General features: G+C 63.9%; 13 protein-coding genes. All 13 read right to left on the bottom strand.

Going from position 1 to position 17,590, the window contains the following annotated elements; all coding sequences use genetic code 11:
• Positions 1-71: 71 nt before the first annotated feature.
• The 13 genes from F8A88_RS10460 to F8A88_RS10400 all read right to left on the bottom strand — a co-directional run bounded on the left by F8A88_RS10460 (position 72) and on the right by F8A88_RS10400 (position 17,487).
• Positions 72-1,868 (bottom strand): ABC transporter ATP-binding protein, encoded by a 1,797-nt coding sequence (locus F8A88_RS10460; protein WP_206666405.1) that lies wholly within the window; start codon positions 1,866-1,868, stop codon positions 72-74.
• Between the two features lies 1 nt (position 1,869).
• Positions 1,870-3,696 (bottom strand): ABC transporter ATP-binding protein, encoded by a 1,827-nt coding sequence (locus tag F8A88_RS10455; protein WP_151151104.1) that lies wholly within the window; start codon positions 3,694-3,696, stop codon positions 1,870-1,872.
• Between the two features lie 212 nt (positions 3,697-3,908).
• The gene (locus tag F8A88_RS10450; RefSeq protein WP_151151103.1) at positions 3,909-4,937 is read right to left on the bottom strand and encodes a helix-turn-helix domain-containing protein; all 1,029 of its coding nucleotides are present in this window, start codon (positions 4,935-4,937) and stop codon (positions 3,909-3,911) included.
• Positions 4,938-5,091: 154 nt separating this feature from the next.
• Entirely contained in the window at positions 5,092-6,261 is a 1,170-nt protein-coding gene (locus F8A88_RS10445) for a DVU_1551 family NTP transferase (RefSeq protein WP_241667422.1), read from the bottom strand.
• Positions 6,255-7,325 carry an XdhC family aldehyde oxidoreductase maturation factor gene (locus F8A88_RS10440; protein WP_151151102.1) on the bottom strand — a complete coding sequence of 357 codons (1,071 nt, stop codon included), beginning with the start codon at positions 7,323-7,325 and terminating at the stop codon, positions 6,255-6,257. Before F8A88_RS10440 ends, F8A88_RS10445 begins: the two co-directional genes overlap by 7 nt.
• A complete protein-coding gene (locus tag F8A88_RS10435) occupies positions 7,279-8,658 on the bottom strand; it encodes a DVU_1553 family AMP-dependent CoA ligase (RefSeq protein ID WP_151151101.1) in 1,380 nt (459 codons plus the stop codon). The genes F8A88_RS10440 and F8A88_RS10435 overlap by 47 nt, the downstream gene beginning before the upstream one ends.
• Positions 8,655-10,019: a radical SAM (seleno)protein TrsS gene (gene trsS / locus F8A88_RS10430; protein WP_151151100.1), complete on the bottom strand. Its 1,365-nt coding sequence runs from the start codon at positions 10,017-10,019 to the stop codon at positions 8,655-8,657. Before trsS ends, F8A88_RS10435 begins: the two co-directional genes overlap by 4 nt.
• A complete protein-coding gene (locus F8A88_RS10425) occupies positions 10,009-10,476 on the bottom strand; it encodes a DVU_1555 family C-GCAxxG-C-C protein (protein WP_151151099.1) in 468 nt (155 codons plus the stop codon). The genes trsS and F8A88_RS10425 overlap by 11 nt, the downstream gene beginning before the upstream one ends.
• Positions 10,469-11,131: a DVU_1556 family methyltransferase gene (gene trsM, locus F8A88_RS10420; RefSeq protein ID WP_151151098.1), complete on the bottom strand. Its 663-nt coding sequence runs from the start codon at positions 11,129-11,131 to the stop codon at positions 10,469-10,471. Before trsM ends, F8A88_RS10425 begins: the two co-directional genes overlap by 8 nt.
• Positions 11,128-11,343 (bottom strand): DVU_1557 family redox protein, encoded by a 216-nt coding sequence (locus F8A88_RS10415; protein ID WP_151151097.1) that lies wholly within the window; start codon positions 11,341-11,343, stop codon positions 11,128-11,130. Before F8A88_RS10415 ends, trsM begins: the two co-directional genes overlap by 4 nt.
• The gene (locus tag F8A88_RS10410) at positions 11,340-13,607 is read right to left on the bottom strand and encodes a pyridine nucleotide-disulfide oxidoreductase/dicluster-binding protein (protein WP_151151096.1); all 2,268 of its coding nucleotides are present in this window, start codon (positions 13,605-13,607) and stop codon (positions 11,340-11,342) included. The genes F8A88_RS10415 and F8A88_RS10410 overlap by 4 nt, the downstream gene beginning before the upstream one ends.
• A 73-nt stretch (positions 13,608-13,680) precedes the next feature.
• Positions 13,681-16,398: a molybdopterin-dependent aldehyde oxidoreductase gene (locus F8A88_RS10405; protein WP_151151095.1), complete on the bottom strand. Its 2,718-nt coding sequence runs from the start codon at positions 16,396-16,398 to the stop codon at positions 13,681-13,683.
• Between the two features lie 66 nt (positions 16,399-16,464).
• Positions 16,465-17,487 (bottom strand): molybdopterin-binding protein, encoded by a 1,023-nt coding sequence (locus tag F8A88_RS10400; protein WP_151151094.1) that lies wholly within the window; start codon positions 17,485-17,487, stop codon positions 16,465-16,467.
• Positions 17,488-17,590: the final 103 nt, after the last annotated feature.

Here is a 17,590-nt window from a genome sequence, read left to right as displayed (position 1 = left end):
TTGGACAATTGCTCTGCCCGGTCCACCCGAAACGGAAAAAACCACCACCCCATTCCGGCAACACATTATTTTCATTGAGCATCTTTAACGGCTGCAAGGTGCCAATCCTTGGTGCACTGCTGGGCCTGCCACATGGCGCGGTAGCGGCCCGGCTGTTCCAGAAGCTCGGCGTGCGTGCCCTTCTGCGCCACTTCACCATCCTCGATCACCAGAATGGCGTCCGCGCCCACGATTGTGGAAAGGCGGTGCGCGATGACGATGACCGTGCGGTTGCCCACCAACGTGTCAATGGCCTTTTGCACGGCCACTTCGCTTTCCGTGTCCAATGCGGCGGTGGGCTCGTCCAGAATGACGATGGGCGCGTCCTTGAGAATGGCGCGGGCAATGCTGATGCGTTGCCGCTCGCCGCCGGAAAGGCAGCCCCCGATGTCACCCACCCGGGTCTGGTAGCCATCGGGCAACCGGGTGATGAATTCGTGGCAGTGCGCGGCGCGGGCCGCGGCCTCCACAGCCGCGTCATCGGCATCGGGCCGTCCCATGCGGATATTGGCCAGAATGGTGTCGTCAAAAAGATACACGTCCTGAAACACCACCGAGACATGGCGCATCAACTCCAACTGGTCCATGGTGCGCACGTCCGCGCCGCCGATGCGGACAGTGCCTTGCTGCGGGTCCGCATGGCGCATCAGCAACCGGGTTATGGTGGTCTTTCCCGATCCCGAAGGCCCGACCAGCGCGGACAGGGAGTGCTCGGGAAGCGTGAAACTCACGTTTTTCAGCACGTCTTCGTCCGTGCCGGAATAGCGGAAACGCACGTCCTTGAAGCCCACCTCGAAACCGGACGGCTGCTCCGGTTCGTCGGCTACAGGCAGGGGCCGGACGGCCAGCAGCTTTTCCACCTGCTCCAGACCGGCCTCCATGTAATCGAAAACCGGGCTGATACCGAACAGAAGCGCCAGAGGTTCGCTGAAACGGACCACGACCACCAACAGCGCGGCCAGCACGGCAACGCTGAGCGTTCCCGAGAGGATGAACCAGACGCCGAGCGCCATAACCACCAACAGCCCCACCTGCACCAGCGAGGAATACAAAACACCGGGCCACACAAGGCACCACTGCTCGCGCTCCTGAACGTCACGCAGGTTTTCCAGCGCGGCCTGAAGACGGCGGGCCTTCTTGCCCACCTGATTGGTAGCGCGCAGCACCGCAAGGCCCTGTGCATATTCCACCAGCTCGGCGGAGGTGCGTGCGTGAGCCTTGGCTATGGCCCGATAGCCCCGCCCTGCGGCGCGCCTGCGCCAGTAGTACAGGGGCAGGGCCAGCGGAACGATGCTGACCATGGCCAACGCCAGCCGCCAATCCACGAACGCCGTGGCGGCCACGGCCACCACCGGGGTGACCACGATGCCCAGAAACGCAGAGGAGAGCATGCCCATGGGCGTGACCACCTCGTCCACGTTTCCGGCCAGCACGGCAGCCAGTTCGCCCGAACGCTTTTTGTCCAAAGCCTCGAGGGGCATGTTTCGCAGATGCCTGCCGAGCACCAGCCGCAGGTTGTGGGTCACGTCCGCAATGGGTCCGGCATAGTCGAACCCGCGCGCGATCCAGATGAAAACAATATCCAGCACCGTGCATGCGGCCAGCGCGGCTACCCACAGCCAGGCCCTGTCCCAATCCGCAGGAGCGGCCAACACCGCATCCAGCAGCGGGTAGAAGCAGGCGAACGCCAGCCCCTGCACCACGGCGGAAAGAGTTGAAAAGAGCATGCAGCGACGCAATTGGGAGACCTGATCCCCGCTCGCTTTCTGCATTCTGGCCCATGTGGCGGAAAGAGGCGTGGAACGCATGGTTTCGGTCTGTGTGGTCACTTCAGTTCTCCTCCCGCTGTTCGTGCGCGGACGCGCCCAGAGTCCAGCCCCGGGCCTGTTCGTGGCTCTGCCAGAGCCGGGCGTACACCCCGCCCGCGGCAATGAGTTCGTCGTGGGTTCCGCTCTGCGCCAACCGGCCCTGATCCAGCACCACGATCTGGTCCGCGTCGCGGATCGTGGAAAGGCGGTGCGCAATGATGATCACGGTGCGGCCCTTCATGAGATTGGCAAGGGCCTCGATGACCAGCGCCTCGCTTTCCGGGTCGGCAAAGGCAGTGGCCTCGTCCAGCACCACCACCGGGCTGTCCTGCAATATGGCGCGGGCAATGGTGATGCGCTGGCGCTGCCCGCCGGAAAGACGCGCACCGCGCTCCCCGGCCATGGAGCCGTAGCCGTCCGGCAGCTCCATGATGAATTCGTGGGCCTGAGCGGCTCGGGCCGCGGCCTCCACATCCTCCATGGACGCGTCCGGCCGCCCCATGCGGATGTTGTCGGCTATGGTGTCCTGAAACAGGAAATTGTCCTGAAAGACAAAGGCCACGGTCTGCATGAGCCGAACCGGGTCCATGTCGCGCACGTCCACGCCGCCCACCTTGATGCTGCCTGAACGCACGTCCCAGAAGCGGGGAATCAGCCGTGCGGCCGTGCTCTTGCCTGCGCCGGACGGCCCCACCAGAGCGGTCACCGTGCCCGTGGGCACCTGAAAATTCACGTTTTGCAATGCGTCGTCCCTTCTGCCGTCGTAGGCAAAGCTCACATCCCGGAACTTTAGGGACGCGTCTTCGGGCTCCAGCGCATTGCCGGATTCCGGCAGGGCCGGGATGTCCATGAGCGCCTGTATGCGGCGCGCGCTGGCATTGGCCTTGCGAATGAAAAAATTGAGCCACATGAGCGGCATGAGTGATTCGGCCATGCCCGTGCCCAGCAGCAGGATTCCGGCCCAGCGGGGAAAGTCGAGCGTACCGCCCTGCACAAGGATCAATCCGGCGGCGGTCACGGCCGTGAGCGTGGGCAACGGAGCCAGCGCCACGATTCCGACCTTGCCGCTGGTGCCGCAAACCCGCAGCCATTTGGTCATGATGGAATGAAAACCGTCCAGTGCCGAACTGTACCGGCCGAACGAGTCCGCGCCGTCGTCGAATGTCCGCACCACGGGCATGGCCTGCACGAACTCCACCACAGCACCGTTGATGCGCTCCCTTTCCGCATCATACTTTTCCTGCATCTCCCTGTTGTTGCGCATGGCCAGACTGACGCAAACGGTCCCGGCCGCCAAAACACCGAGCGCAACCAAAGCCAGGCGCCAGTCGATGAACAGCAGCAGCGCCAGCGTGACCACGGGCGTGGCCACGCTCTTGCCGATCAGGGGCGTGGTGTCGGCCACAAAGGCGTGGAGGTTCTTGACGTCCTCCTGCATGACCTTGGCGATGCTGCCCGAACCGTTGACCAGAAGATGGCCGAGCGGGACACGGGCCAGATGCTCGCTCATGCCCGTGCGCAAGAGGATCTCCAGCCTGAAGGCCGCCACATGGGACACGGTGAAGGCATAAATGCGCAGCAACACGGCAGCCACGGTCAGGCCCGCGGACAGGAGAATCCAGAACCAGAGCCGTTCGTCATGGCTCATCAGGGAGGCCACGACCAGCGCAAGGGCGGCTATACCGCCCAAGGCAGCCACGGAACCCGCGCCGGACATGACCATGGCCGAACGTATGGGAAAAATGACGGGGCGCATCAGGGCCCAGATGCCGTATTTTTTCTTGGTGTGCGATCCGGGGCGTGCTGACGACGCATATCCGGAACACGCGCAGTGGGACTGAGAACTCATCGGGAAACCTCGCTTGGACGGCGGCGGCACAGATGGCCGGGTCGCCGACTCGGTTGGTTTGCACCGAAACCGCTGGTCCGGAAGCGACAATGCATCACGGGTCCGGCATCGGTGCCTTGAAATCCACAAGCACGATGCAGAACCCGCAAAGGATTCTCTACCCCGATCAGTAAAATAAAACCCGCAGGCGGGAAAAAAGGTGCGGGCCGAAATCAGCGCGGAATGCAGGCCGATGGCAGCCTGCCGTAAAAACGCTTGAAGGCCTCGCTGAAATGGCTGGGATTGGAATAGCCCACGAACGTGGCCGCCTGCAGAATGGAGCAGCGGCCCGACTCGATGAGGCTCAGGGCATTTTCCATACGCAGCTTGCGCACGTACTCACCGATGGACATGCCCGTGCGCGCGCGGAAATCCGACTTGAGATAGCAGTCGTTTATACCCACCCGCCGGGCCAGCGCGCTGATGGTTGGGGGATCGGGCCATTCCTCGTTCAGTATGTCCAGGGCCTCGTCCACTGCTTTTTGGCGTTGCGACCCCCGGCGCTGCGAACCGGACTTCAAAGGGGTATCTATGGACAGTATGCGCCACAGGCAATCAAGCGCCAGCGATTCGAACTGCAGCCTGCCGCAAACCGTGTTGTGCCCGGTCAATGCAAGGGTCTTGGCCGCCTGCATGAGCGGGTGCTTCGGCGGTATGCTCCACATGCCCACGCACCCGACGTCGGAAAACCGGTTCTTCATGCAGCATTCAAGGGCCTTGCTCAATTCGCACGGGGTCTTGCCGAGCCACGATTCCACCATGGAGTGGGAGAGCTCGATGGAAACGCCGCTGATGAAACTGTTGGCGGGCTGCACATAACGCACATCGCGCATGCAGCCGCTACGCATGACCAGTTCGCCGCTGTTGAACCGGCGCACCTGCGAACCGTCGCGCACCTCGAAACTTCCGGAAAGCAGCATGCAGAACTGGAAGGTGGAACTCATTTCCTTGACGCACGAATCCAGCGGATTGAAAAACCGATACCCACACACCCCCACATTGAGCCCGCTCTTCAGATGCACCAGTTCCGCAAATCCGTCCCCGGCCGTATCCATGATCTCCCAACGGATATATTCGTCCGCGTGCTGATGGGAAGTCGGCCGTTCCACAAAAACATCCAGCTCTCCGTAGCACTTCCTGTAGTGATCAACCACGGACGCCTGTTCGGCAACCGGCGCGTACTCGCGTGACTCCATGTACATGAACGACCCTCACTGACGCTAAAGGAAATAGTGATACGACCGTGGGCGGCCCGCACGCACGGTCAATCATCTACATGATTTTGATTCTCACTATCGTCAAGATGCGGGTTTTGTCAACAACACATAAAGAAACGTCATGAACAACCAAACAGGATCAGAACAGATCGAAGTCGTGTGCGTCCAAAAGCGCAGGATTGCGGACGGCCTCGATTGTGAACTGCTCATTCACGGTCCGGGCGCGTTCAAGGCGGGCCTGAATGGCGGCGCGGGCGTCCGGGTCGTGGCCGTACTGTTCCATCTTGGCCGCATAGCGCGATTCCAGCTCCACGCGCCCGCTGCCGCGCACCAGCTTGTCGGCCAGAAAAACGATCTCCCGCTCGCCAAGGGGCTGGTCCGGCGCAAGGGTTAGATCCGCATGGTCGGCCACGATGCGGGCGGCGCGGGGAAAGCCGTGCGATTCCAGAAAATCCGCTCCGGCCTGCGCATGGCGGCGGCCGCCCTTGGCGATGTCGTGGGTCAGGGCCGCGCCCAGCACCAGCCCGGTGTCCAGCAAACCGGGGCCGGCGTGACCATTGGCCGCACGCCGTTCATTGAGGGCCTCGGCCATGGCAAGGGCCAGCCCGGCCACGGCCGCGCAATGTTCTCGCAGGGCCGGGTTCGGCTCACGCATGTTCCACAATGCGCGGCACTCGTCCGGCTGCGGATATCCGGCATCGGCCATGGCCTGCGCCCGCTCGTAGTGTTCGGGCCGGTCCATGTCCAGCATGGTGCCCATGTCCGCCACAGCCACCTCGCGGGCCTCTGGCTCGCGAGCCTCCAGAACCGTGCGCAGCCCACCGGTCCCGTCATGGGCCAGAATATCGGAAACCACGTCCGCGCGAATCAGGGGAGGATGGCCGCGTTCACCCAGAAATGCCGGGTAGGTCACGGCCGCGCCATGCCCGGCAAAATCCGCACGCAAAGCGGCGACCGTGGACGGCCGCACAAGGGGGATGTCCGCAGGCAGGGCAAAGAACGCCGTACAATCGGGCCTGAGCGCGGCCACACCGGCCCGGAACGAACCGAACATGCCCTGCTCGAAATCCGGGTTGTGGACCACGCGCGCCCCGCAGGCTTCTGCCTCGCGCCCCACCTCGTCGGCCCGGTGTCCGGTGATGACCACAATATCCGCGATCCCGGCCCGGCGAAACAGGCGCACGCTCCGTGCCAGCACGCTGCAATCCCCCAGCGGCAAAAGCGGCTTGAGCCTGCCCATGCGCGAGGAAAACCCGGCCGCCGGAATCAGGGCCGCCATGCCATGCATGGACGCGTCCGGGTTCAGCATACGGAATCGCGCACTCCGGCACGCACGGCCACCAGTTCGGAAACGATGCTCAGGGCTATTTCCTCGGGGGTCTGCGCGCCGATGCTCAAACCGATGGGGCTGTAGGTACGGTCAATATCCTTCTGCGGCGTGCCCTCCTTGAGCAGGGCTTCGTAAATGGCGGTGCGCTTGCGCTTGCTGCCGATCATGCCCACGTAGTGCGCCGGGGTTTTCAGGGCCTGCCCCAGCACGGTCTTGTCGTGCACATGCCCGCGCGTGAAAATGATAATGTAATCGCCGGGGTCGACCTCCCGCCCGGCAAAGGAATCGTCAAAGGAATCCAGCACGACCACTTCGTCCGCGTCCGGAAAACGCTCCTCGTTGGCGAAATCCCCACGGTCGTCGATGACCACCACCCGGAAATTCACGGTGGCCGCAATGCGGGCCGTGGCCCGGGAAACATGCCCGGCCCCGAAAAGGTACAGGGGTGCGGGCGGAATAAAGGCCTCGGCAAACACGTGCACGCCGTCCGCCTCCTGCGTGGCCCCGCCCATGGCAAGGGCGCGGTCGAACAGGTCCCTGGCCTCGTCCGCGCCAAGGCCATAGGTATCCGGCATGTCCTCGATGCGCTCGCCGATGCTGCGGCCCTTGACGCGCACGGTGTCGTCATCTGTGCCGCAACCCTCGAACGCCGTGAACATGACCGCCCTGCGCCCGCGCCGCAACAGCCCGTCCAGCGCCTGATAGCAGTTGGCCGCCTCGGACTCCGGGGCAACGGTTTCCATGAACAGGGTCAGGTCGCCCCCGCAGATCATGTCCGTGCCCGCGGCCAGATCATTGGTCAGGCTCATGTGTGACAACACCGCGGAGTCGCCCTGTTTTTCCAGCATTCCGGCGGCGCAGCGGCAGGCCTTGGCCTCCACGATGCCGCCGCCCACAGTGCCTTCGATGCGCCCGTCGCGGCGCACGGCCATCTTGGCCCCGGAAGAACGCGGCGTGGAGCCGCAGCTTTCCACCACCGTGGAAAGAACAACGCTTTCACCCGATTCCAGAAGCCGAACGATTTCCCTGACAAGATTCTTCATGAGCACCAATTCCGTTTGCGTTTGTAATGCGCCGCTTGGCCAGTCCCGGCTCGGCCGGGCCACCCTGTGCGGCCACATGAAATTCCACGTTGCACAGCCCGTTTTCCTTCAAGGCGGCACAGGCCTGGGCCATGGCCTGCTCCGTGTCGGTTCCCGGCACGATGCTCAGCCCCACGCGCAATGCAGGGCCATGCCTCGAGCCGTGCGCAGGGTTGGAAAAAACCGCCTGCGCCGAAAAATCCGCAACGCCGTCAACCCCGTACACGGCATTCGCAACCACACCGTACTCCAATGTTCCGGCTTTCCCAAGGGGCAACGCGCTGCAAAGTCTGCCGGAAATGCGATCCAGCCGGGGAGCCGGATGCCCGCACGGGCACGAACCGGGCAGCAATCGTCCACGGTCGCCCGTGGCATAGCGGATCAACGGCATGCCTCTGCGACTCAGGGTGGTCACCACGATCTCGCCCCACTGGCCGTCGGGCAGGTTGGCCCCGGTTTCCGGGTTTGCCACTTGCACCAGAATGTCCGCAGCCCGAACATGCATGCCCGAATCCGGCGCGCAGGAAACCGCACCGCCCAGCCCGGTCTCCACCATGCCCCAATGCTCGAACACGCGGCATCCGAAAGCCTGCTCCACGTTGCGCACCACGGCCGGAAAAACCGAATCCCAGCACAGAAGAACGCTTTCGATGGTGGAGCGGCCCAGTCCGCGGCGCTGCCATGCCCGGGCCAGCACGTTCACATGGGCCGGGGAACCAACCACGGTGTGCACGCCGTGCACCAGAATATGATCCACGGCCTCGTCCACGCTTTGCGACGAACCGTATTCCAACGGCCCGAACAGTTCCGGGCGCGCGCCGAGGCGTTCCAGAGACTCGCCCAGCAGCCGGGCCACGCCCCCCTGCGTGGTTCCGGGCAGCAGCACCAGCACGCCCTGCCCGGGCCGGGTCATGGCTCCCATGCCATGAGCAAAATAATCGACGGTGCGCTCAAGATCGCCCCGCGTATGAAAAATTCGTTTGGGTTCGCCCGTGGTCCCGGAACTGCGCAAAGTCACGATGCGCGCAATCTCGTCGCGAGAAACGCACAGAAACGCGTCCGAATCCCGTTGCAGGTCCTCGGGCCGGGTCACGGGCAAGGCGGCAAGGTCGTCCATGGTCGCGATGGCCTGCGGCTCCGCGTGCGCAAGCCGCCGGGCATAGAACGGACTGTTTTCCCGGGCATGGGCCACGGTGCGCCGCACCTGCTCCAACTGCCACGCGGCAAGGCTCTCCGGCGTGGACGCACCGCCCGTGCGCCGGGCCAGCCATTGGTCCAGCAGCGGATTGCTCATGCCTTTTCCCACGAATCCGCGCCCGGTGCCGGACGGTACAATGTCTCGCCCCGCATGGAGCTGAGGTTGTAGGCGCAAAAGGGCACCAGCTTTCCGCCCGGCCCGGCAATATGGATGCAGCAGCCCCGAACCCGGTCGAGATCCATGGTCCACGCGTCCTGAAAGGCCATGCCCGACACCGCCAGCATGTGCGTGGAGGCCCGGGCCAAAAAGCGGTCCAGATCGTCCATGGGCTTGTCCTGCAAGGTCACGGCTGCGGGCGCTGCCCATTGGCGGCTCACGAATCCCTTGGACTTGTCCGCGCCCTTGCGGGCCTCCTGCGGCTCGGACGAACAGGAACACCCGCCCCGGTTGGCGGACACCCGCTTGAGCGAACCGTCCTCCATGACCAGATAATTGGCATGGAACGAGCACTGGTGATGTTCGCACCCGGGCGGCAGGAAATCTTCGGTGCGGATGGCCCCGCCGGTCTGCTCCTCCAACCCGGCCATGACCTCGGGCAGGGTGATGCGCGCTCCATCGTCCGGCTGGGCGGGATAGCGACCAAAATAGCTCACGGGCTGAAAATGCACGCCGCGCACGCCCGGCGCATGGTCCACGGCCAGTTGCAGAATGCCGCCCAGATCGTCCGCATTCACGCCCGGCACCACCGTGGGCACCAGCACCACGCCGATGCCCGCATCGATGAAGCGTTTGAGCGCGGTCATTTTCTCGTCCAGCAAAGCCTGACCGCGCAGGGACTCGTAGATGTCGTCACGCGTGCCGTCGAACTGAAAAAACGCCGAATCCAGCCCGGCCCCGGCCAGCCTCGCGGCAAAGTCCGGCTCCAGCGCGACGCGGCGGCCGTTGGTGTTGAGCTGCACAAAGGGAAAGCCCATGTCCTTGGCCGCGCGGACCATGGCGCACAGGTCCGGGTGCACGGACGGCTCGCCCCCGGAAAACTGGATGTTGCACTTGCCGGAAACGCGCATGATTCCAGCCAGAATGTCGCGCACATCGTCCACGGTCCTGTCGGGGCGCGCCTGTTTTTCCCCGGCCACGGCAAAGCAGACCGGGCAGTGCAGGTTGCAGCGCTCGGTGATCTCGATGATGGCCGTGCAGGTATGCTGCGCATGGTCCGGGCACAGGCCGCAGTCAAACGGGCAGCCCCTGTCCCGGCCCGTGACGGGCTGTTCGGGATAGGAAGGAATCTTGGTCCGCTGCCAATGCTCCAGCGCGGGCCTGCCGCGCCAGACCACGGCGCGAAATTCGCCGTGCTCCGGGCATTGCTTGACCAGATACACGTCCTGACCCTGCGTTTCGTGCCGCGCCGGGATGCGCGCAAGGCAGACAGGACAGACACTCTCGCGGTCAAAATCCATGGTCGTCGTCCCTGCCCAGCGAGGGGTCGAATCCGTTTTCCGCCAGAATGGACCGCACCTGCGCATAGGTCTCGTTCAGCAGCGCACCGCACACGGACTGGTCCGGCGCGGAACAGTTCCCGCCCGTGATCTCGCCGCAACCGATGCCGCCGAACTGCCCGGCGCAACGCTCCCGGAACCACTGGTTCAACTGTTCCAGCATCAGGGCCAGCCGTTCGTCGGGCTGTTCCATGTCACCACCCTTGCCCGCATGCATTCCCAGCACGCAGGCCGCGCCGGAAAGCACGCCGCAGGTTCCCGCGCAATCGCCCATGCCGTGGCACAGGCCCGTCATGGCCCGCAGCAGGTCCGGGTTGTCGCGGCCCATCTCGTCGAGCGCCAGCTTCACGAATATCTGGCTGCAGCAATACCCAGCCCCGGAAAGGCGCAACAATTCCAATCCCATATCATCAAGCATCGTCGTTCCTTTTTTGGGCCAAAACCAGCATGTAGCCGGACGGTGCACCGCAGGGCGAACCGCCCGCCAGCACCATGCGCGCGGCCAGTTCCCGAAGCAGCCCGGAATGGTCCTCACGCGTCCTGATTGAAAATCCGGCCCTGCTGGCCATGTCCGTCAACTGACGGGCGTCAAAGGCGTTGCCCGCGCAGCCGCAGGCCTGTCCGTCAGCGCATTGTTCATGCTCGAGGGCGTGCAGGTCGGCCACGGCCAGATATCCGCCCGGCCGCAGCACGCGGTAAAACTCATCCAAGGCCTTTCGAGGGTTGGTCAGCAGGGAAAGCACGCATTCGCAAAAGACCATGTCCATGACTCCAGAGGCCACGCCAAGGCTTGTGCCCTCGGCGCAAAGCACGGGCAGCGCCCGGGCCTCGGCCAACTGGTCTGCGCTGTTGTCCGCGCCGATGGCAAACGCGCCGAAACGGGACCGCAACCGGCGCACCGTGGCCCCGGTGCCGCAACCGACGTCCAGCACGCGCGCGCCCGGCGCAAGTCCGGCCAATGCCGCGGCCCGGTCCGTGAGCGCAAAACCGCCCGGGCGCAATGTCTCGCCCGCGGCCACCCGCATGTACGGCTGTTTCCAATGTGGAATGCGCACATTCGTGGTCAGGCTCACTTGTCCTCCAGCAGCTTCTCCACTTCCAGCATCTTGCCCATGGCCAGCGCCTCGGGAATGAGCACGAACCCGCACTTGGCACAGCGGGGCAATTCCACGGTAAAACGGCTGTCCAGATATTCCAGATCCACCGGAGCCGGAACCAACGGTTCTCCGCAGGCGTCGCAGGACCAACCCTGCGCGTCCGCCTCGGGCACTCGAATCACGCTCATGCCGCACCTCCCGCCACGCGCATGCGGTGGCACCATGCATTGTGTACCAGATAACCGTCGCCGGTTTCCTCGAATTCCACCCAATAGGTCACGGCCACGGGCCGGAACACGGCGCGGTAACGCCCGCTCTGCGCATAAACCAGCCGTCTGCCCGTTTCCCGTGCACGCAGCAGGGTCTTGCGCACGTCGCTCTCCAGAATCCGCCGCTGTTCCATGGTGGCCAGACACGCTTCGGTAAAGGAAACCGCAAGCTCCTCGTAGGGCTTGGGCGGATCGCCCGGCTCGCGCCACAGGTCCGTCAGCAGGCCTTCGCGCAGATGCGCGCGGTTCTCGCGGCGGCGGGAATATCCGGGAGCGGGCCGCGCTGCCAAGTCTCCGGCCGACGGGTCCGGAAAAAGAATGTCCAACACATGGCTGATGCGCGCACCGCCCTTGGCCAGCATGTCGCGACACATGGCGCAATAGGTCACCAGCTCGCCGGGCAGGGAATCGGCGCGTCTTTTGGCCACGTCCGCGCCCAGCTCCGGGTTGGCCTCGGCCAGAAGCCCGCCAAACCCGCAACACTCGGTCAGGTTGCCGCTCATGTCCGCCTCGCGCACGCGCACGCCAACGGATTGCAGCAAACCTCTGGCCTGTTGCCGAATTTCCGGCTCGTACCGCGTGGTGCAGGGGTCATGCACGGTCAGCTCCATGTCGGCACCCTTCACGGATTCGGGAACCCCGGCCCCCTGCAACACCTGCCACAAATCGACCACCGCTGCCGCAGGCAGGGCGTTTTGCAACATGCCCTGACAGGTTGGGCAGGCACAGACGATCGCTGGGCGGCCCAGCGACTCCCACTGGCTGCGAAGCTCGTCCATGGACCGCTCGTATTCGCGCGTTCTGCCGGCCCAATGCGCCGGAGCACCGCAACAACGCAGCATGATGCCCATGGCCGGGATATGCGCACGCAGATGATCATAGGCCGCGCGCACGGCCGCAGGCCGCGAGGCCGTCAACTGGCAACCCGGAAAAAACAGGTGCGTGCTGGTCTTTTCGCCCGGCGCATGACGCGCCAGGGCGCAGTCCGGCCCGTTGGCGAAATGCATGTCGCGCAGGGCGAACTCATGGGCCGAGGGCGGCATGTTGCCCTGTTCCACCAATTCGCGCCGCGCCTGCAGGCAGAGGTCTTCCATGGAAAAATCACCGGGGCACAACTCCTCGCACAATCCGCACATGGTGCAGGAATTGATGAGCGTATTGGCTTGGCGCGTGCCCATGACTATGGACTGGTTGTTGTAAATCTGCCGCGCATAGACCTTGGGATACGACCCGAACCGCGCCAGATATTCGCAATGCTTCACGCACTCCAGACATTCGCAGCGGATGCAGCGCAGTCCCTCGGCCCGGGCCTGCTGCGCATCGTATCCCTGCTCCGGAACCGGCTCGGGCGCGACCTCGGCCACGTCGTCCACATTGGTAAAGAGCTTGCTGGGATACGGGTCTTCGCGCTCCCGCCCGGCCACCATGGACGCGCCCTGCATGAACCGCTCTGCGGAAAGCGCGGCCTTGCGGCCGGACGCGGCCTGAAAAACATGCTCGTCGCACTGCCCGGCCACAAAAACACCGGGCATGTTCGTGCCCAAGGTCATGGTGTCCGGCTCGCCCAGCCCCAGTCCTTCGATGTCCTGCTCGGCACAGTCCACGATTACGGCGTCGAACTCCTCCAGCAGGGCCTGCAACGACTCGGCTGTCATGGCCACGGGAGCCTGAAAATCCGCTCCCAGTCTGACCATGCGTTCCAGTTCCGCGTCCAGTACGCCCGCAGGCAGCGGCGAAGCGCCTTCACGGGCCAGATCAAGACCGGGCCGCTCGGAATGCAGCACCACCCTGATACCCTTGCGCACCAGATCCCAGGCCGCGCTCAGCCCCGCCAGCCCGCCGCCCAGCACGCAGACGCGCTTGCCCTTTGCGGGCATGGGGATGGTCCGGGCGGCCCTGCCGCCCTGTTCGGCACAAAAACGCTCCAGGGCCGGAATGTTGATGGCACCGCCTTTGGCGGAACGCACGCAGGCCTCCATGCACGGGCCGTGGCACAGCCGCGAAAGCACGCCGGGCAACGGCAGGGTGCGCGCCAGCACGGCCCAGGCCTTGTCCCAATCGCCTTGGCCCATGAGCGAGCAAAAGGCGCGGGCGTCCACATGCAGCGGACAGGCCGCCGTGCAAAACGGCGGTTCCTCCTGAACGCATTGCGCTTCCAGTTTCCTGAGATCAGCCTGTTCCATGGGCGCGGCACTCCATAAAAAAATCGGGGCGGCGGTTCGCAAAAACCACCGCCCCGTGTTGTCGGTTCGTCAATTAGCCCTTGAGTCCGGCAAGGACCTTTTCCGGGCGTGCGGGCAGTTCACGGATGCGAACGCCGCAGGCATTGTAGATGGCGTTGATGATGGCCGGGTGCGGACCGCACAACGGCACTTCGCCCACGCCGGACGCGCCGAACGGGCCGTCGGGACGCGGGGTTTCCACGTAGATGATGTCCATCTTGTCCGGAATCTGCTTGATGTACGGGAATCCGGCACCCGACATGGTGGAGTGCTTCTTGATGTCCTCGTAATCTTCGGTGAGCGCAAGACCGATGCCCTGTGCCATGCCGCCGTAAATCTGGCCGTCCACCAGCAGGAAGTTGTTGACCTTGCCGATGTCGGCAACCATGGTCATGCCTTCCACTGTGGTCTTGCCTGTGGCGGTCTCCACGGCAACCTCGGCCAGGAACGCGCCGTACATGTAGCAGCAGAACGGGTTGCCCTGTCCGTTTTCGTCGCAGTTGTTGGCCGGGGCCGTGAACTTGCCGAAGTAGCGCAGTTCCTTTTTCTCGGCCACCATTTCATCATAGGTGCGGAAGCTTCCGTCCGGCTTCTTCATGGCCGCAACCAACTGCTCGCAGGCATTCTTGATGGCCTGTCCGACCATGACCTGCGAACGGCTGCCGCCGGCCGGGCCTGCATTGGGGGCGAGGCTGGTATCGGCCATGATCAGGTTGATCTGATCCGGCGTGATGTTCAGGGGACGCAGGGCTTCGTGAGCCGTGCCCAACGTGCCCATGTCCGCGCCCTGACCGTGGTCGCCCCAGCAGGAATAGATGGTCACGGTGCCGTTTTCGTTCAGCTCGGCATCGGCTTCGGCGGTGTCCGGGCCGTCAAGGCCGGAACCGTAGATGCCGAGGGCAATGCCCACGCCGCGTTTGATTTCGTCCGTGGAATTGGCCTCGGCCTTTTTCTTGGCTTCTTCATAGACCGGACGCAGCTTGTCGAGCATCTCGGGCAGGCTATAGACTTCGGGGTCCTGTCCGGTGGGTGTGGTGGAACCCTTGCGGTACACGTTCTTGTAGCGCAGTTCCAGCGGGTCCATGCCCAGCTTTTCGGCCAGTTCGTCCATGAGCACTTCGGACGGGAATTCGGCTTCGGGTCCGCCATAGCCGCGGAACGCCGCGCCCCACGCGTGGTTGGTGCACACGGTGCGGCCTTCGCCGCGGATGGCCGGGATGTCGTAGCCCGCGCCGATGAACTGCGCGCCGCGCAGGGTCAGCAGATCGCCGAATTCGGAGTACGGGCCGTGGTCCACGGTCCAGTCGCTCTCCATGCCCAGCAGCTTGCCGTCCTTGGTGGCGGCCATGCGCACGGAGGTGAACTGCGGCGAACGTTTGCCGGTGTAGGTCTGCTGCTGATACCAGTCGTAATTCAGGAAGCAGGGGCGTCCGGTGGCCAGTGCGGCCGCGCCCACCAACGCTTCCATGGTCGGGGAGAACTTGTACCCGAAGGTGCCGCCCGTGGGGTTCTGGACCATGACCATGTTTTCCGGATCCATGCCCAGTCCCGGAGCGATCATGAACATATGCAGATGCACGCCGATGGACTTGGAGTGGATGACCAGCTTGCCTTCGTCGTTTTCATAGGCAAAGCCCACGTCCGGCTCGATGGGCATGTGCGGCTGGCGCTGGGTGTAGTAGTCGCCTTCGATGACCACGTCGGCCTTGTCGAAGATGGGCTTGGTGTCCTCGCCCTTGGCGACCTTCTGTTCATAATAGACGTTGGGCGTGCCCGGATGAATCTCGATGGCGTCTTCGGCCATGGCGGCCGGGGCGCTCATGTATTCGGGCAGCTGTTCCAGCTCCACCTTGACCTTTTTGGCGGCTTCGCGGGCGTGCTTGTCCGAGTCCGCGCAGACGATGGCGATGGCGTCGCCGTACTGGAAGATCTTTTCGTCGCAGAGAATGGGACGATCCCAACCGTCACCCTTGTTGGTGGGGAAGGTGATCAGGCCGGTGATGCGGTTCTTGCCCTTGACGTCCTTGTGGGTGACCACCTTGAAAACGCCGGGCATGGCCTCGGCTTCGCTGGTGTCGATGGACAGGATTTTGGCGTGGGAAACTTCCGCCTGCGCCAGCGCGCAGTGCAGGGTTCCCTGCGGCAGGCGCAGACCGATGTCCGCACCGAAGTCCCATGTGCCGGTGACCTTGGCAACCGCGGTGGGGCGGGGATACTTGGTGCCCCAGATGCGGCCGTCTTCGGGAATCTTGAACAGCAGGTCGTCCATGGTCTTTTCGCCGCGCATGACCTCGGCCGCGGCCATGACCGCGTCCACCAGCGGCTTGTAGCCGGTGCAGCGGCAGGCGTTGCGGTGTTTCTGGAACCAGTCGCGAACTTCCTCGCGGGTGGGCGAGGGGTTGGATTCCAGCAGGCCCACGGTGGAGACGATGAAACCCGGGGAACAGAATCCGCACTGGGCGCCGCCGTAGGCGATCCACGCCAGCTGGATGGGATGCAGGTTGCCCGCCGTGCCCACGCCTTCGAGGGTGAGAATCCGGGCGCCGTTCTTCATCTTGCCCCATTTGCGGGTGCAGGAACGAATGACCTTGCCGTCCAGAATCACGGTGCAGCTGCCGCACTGTCCCGTGGAACAGCCCACCTTGACGCTGGTGAGCCCGAGGTTTTCCCGCAGGACCAGAGCCAAGGACTTGTCGGCCTCGGCAATGACCATGCGTTCGACATCATTCACTTTGATTGTTCTCTTGATCATCCGAAATCCTCCTTGTTCGGATTTACGCATTCAGACTATCGTCACCCCTTCAGGGGCAGTATTGCTCTAACCGGCCTTGCCAAACGGACAGACCGGGAATCGGCACGTATCGCACCCCGCGCAAAAACCGCCGTGGCCAAGGGCCACGATGTCTTCACGGGTGACCTTCTCACCCACCAGCAGTCGGGGAACGACGAGATCGTAAATGGAGGCGCGGTAGTACATGACGCACCCGGGCAGGCCCACGATGGGCACGCCGTCCAGATAGGCGAGCATGAACATGGCACCCGGGAACGTGGGCGAGCCGTAGGTGACAACGTCGGCCCCGGTGGCGCGGATGCTGGCCGGGGTCTGGTCGTCCGGGTCCACGGACATGCCGCCCGTGAGCACCACCATGGTGGCTCCGTTGTCGATGAATTCCAGAATGGCGTCGCGGGTCATGTCCGGCTCGTCGCTGACGAAAACCTGCCCGGCGATGGTGGAACCCATGGATTCGAACTTGCGGCGCACCACAGGGCCGAAACGGTCCCGGATGCGGCCATGAAAAACTTCGCTGCCCGTGGTGACAACGCCCACATTGAAGGGCAGAAACGGCTTGACCCGAAGCACCGGGCCGGTCTCGCTACAGATCTCCTCCACCCGGCGCACGCGCTCTTCGTCCACCACCAGCGGAACAACGCGGGTTCCGGCCACCTCGCGCGGCTCGGTCACCAGCAGGCCGTTGTGCATGGTGGCCACGACCACTTCCTCCACCGAGTTGACGCGGTTCAGGGCTGCAACGTCCACGCGCAAAAGCCCGGGCGAGGCGGTCATGTTGATGCGGCCCTCGCTCACGCTGCTCAGGCTCAGGCCCGGTCCGGCCACGGCATTGGCGATGCGCCGCGCCGCTTCGTTTTCATGCAGCTGGCCCTCTTCGAGGTCCAGCACGTAGATGTGTTCCTTGCCTATTTCCAGAAGCAGGGGAATATCCTGCTCGCTGATGACATGCCCCTTGCGAAAGGCCGGTCCCTTGGACTCTCCGGGAACGATCCGCGTCATATCATGACACAGGACCATTCCCACGGCCTCCTCCACTGCTACCGTTTTCATGTTCACCAAACTCCGTGATATCCTCCCGAACAACGCCGTCGAACGAGGCTGACCGGGAGATCTTTTTTCGTTATTTTCAAAAAAAATAATAATTATTTCAATA

It is taken from the genome of Pseudodesulfovibrio senegalensis, assembly GCF_008830225.1.
GTDB lineage: Bacteria > Desulfobacterota > Desulfovibrionia > Desulfovibrionales > Desulfovibrionaceae > Pseudodesulfovibrio > Pseudodesulfovibrio senegalensis.
The sequence above is the reverse complement of the archived record's forward strand: the minus strand, read 5'-3'. Positions and strand labels throughout refer to the sequence as shown.

Bases quoted from the DNA above. Each gene is read 5' to 3' on its own strand.
- F8A88_RS10450 (WP_151151103.1), bottom strand. From the start codon at position 4,937: ATGTACATGGAGTCACGCGAGTACGCGCCGGTTGCCGAACAGGCGTCC.
- F8A88_RS10455 (WP_151151104.1), bottom strand. From the start codon at position 3,696: ATGAGTTCTCAGTCCCACTGCGCGTGTTCCGGATATGCGTCGTCAGCA.
- F8A88_RS10410 (WP_151151096.1), bottom strand. From the start codon at position 13,607: ATGGAACAGGCTGATCTCAGGAAACTGGAAGCGCAATGCGTTCAGGAG.
- F8A88_RS10440 (WP_151151102.1), bottom strand. From the start codon at position 7,325: ATGAAGAATCTTGTCAGGGAAATCGTTCGGCTTCTGGAATCGGGTGAA.
- F8A88_RS10415 (WP_151151097.1), bottom strand. From the start codon at position 11,343: ATGAGCGTGATTCGAGTGCCCGAGGCGGACGCGCAGGGTTGGTCCTGC.
- F8A88_RS10400 (WP_151151094.1), bottom strand. From the start codon at position 17,487: ATGAAAACGGTAGCAGTGGAGGAGGCCGTGGGAATGGTCCTGTGTCAT.
- F8A88_RS10445 (WP_241667422.1), bottom strand. From the start codon at position 6,261: ATGCTGAACCCGGACGCGTCCATGCATGGCATGGCGGCCCTGATTCCG.
- F8A88_RS10435 (WP_151151101.1), bottom strand. From the start codon at position 8,658: ATGAGCAATCCGCTGCTGGACCAATGGCTGGCCCGGCGCACGGGCGGT.
- trsS (WP_151151100.1), bottom strand. From the start codon at position 10,019: ATGGATTTTGACCGCGAGAGTGTCTGTCCTGTCTGCCTTGCGCGCATC.
- F8A88_RS10425 (WP_151151099.1), bottom strand. From the start codon at position 10,476: ATGCTTGATGATATGGGATTGGAATTGTTGCGCCTTTCCGGGGCTGGG.
- F8A88_RS10405 (WP_151151095.1), bottom strand. From the start codon at position 16,398: ATGATCAAGAGAACAATCAAAGTGAATGATGTCGAACGCATGGTCATT.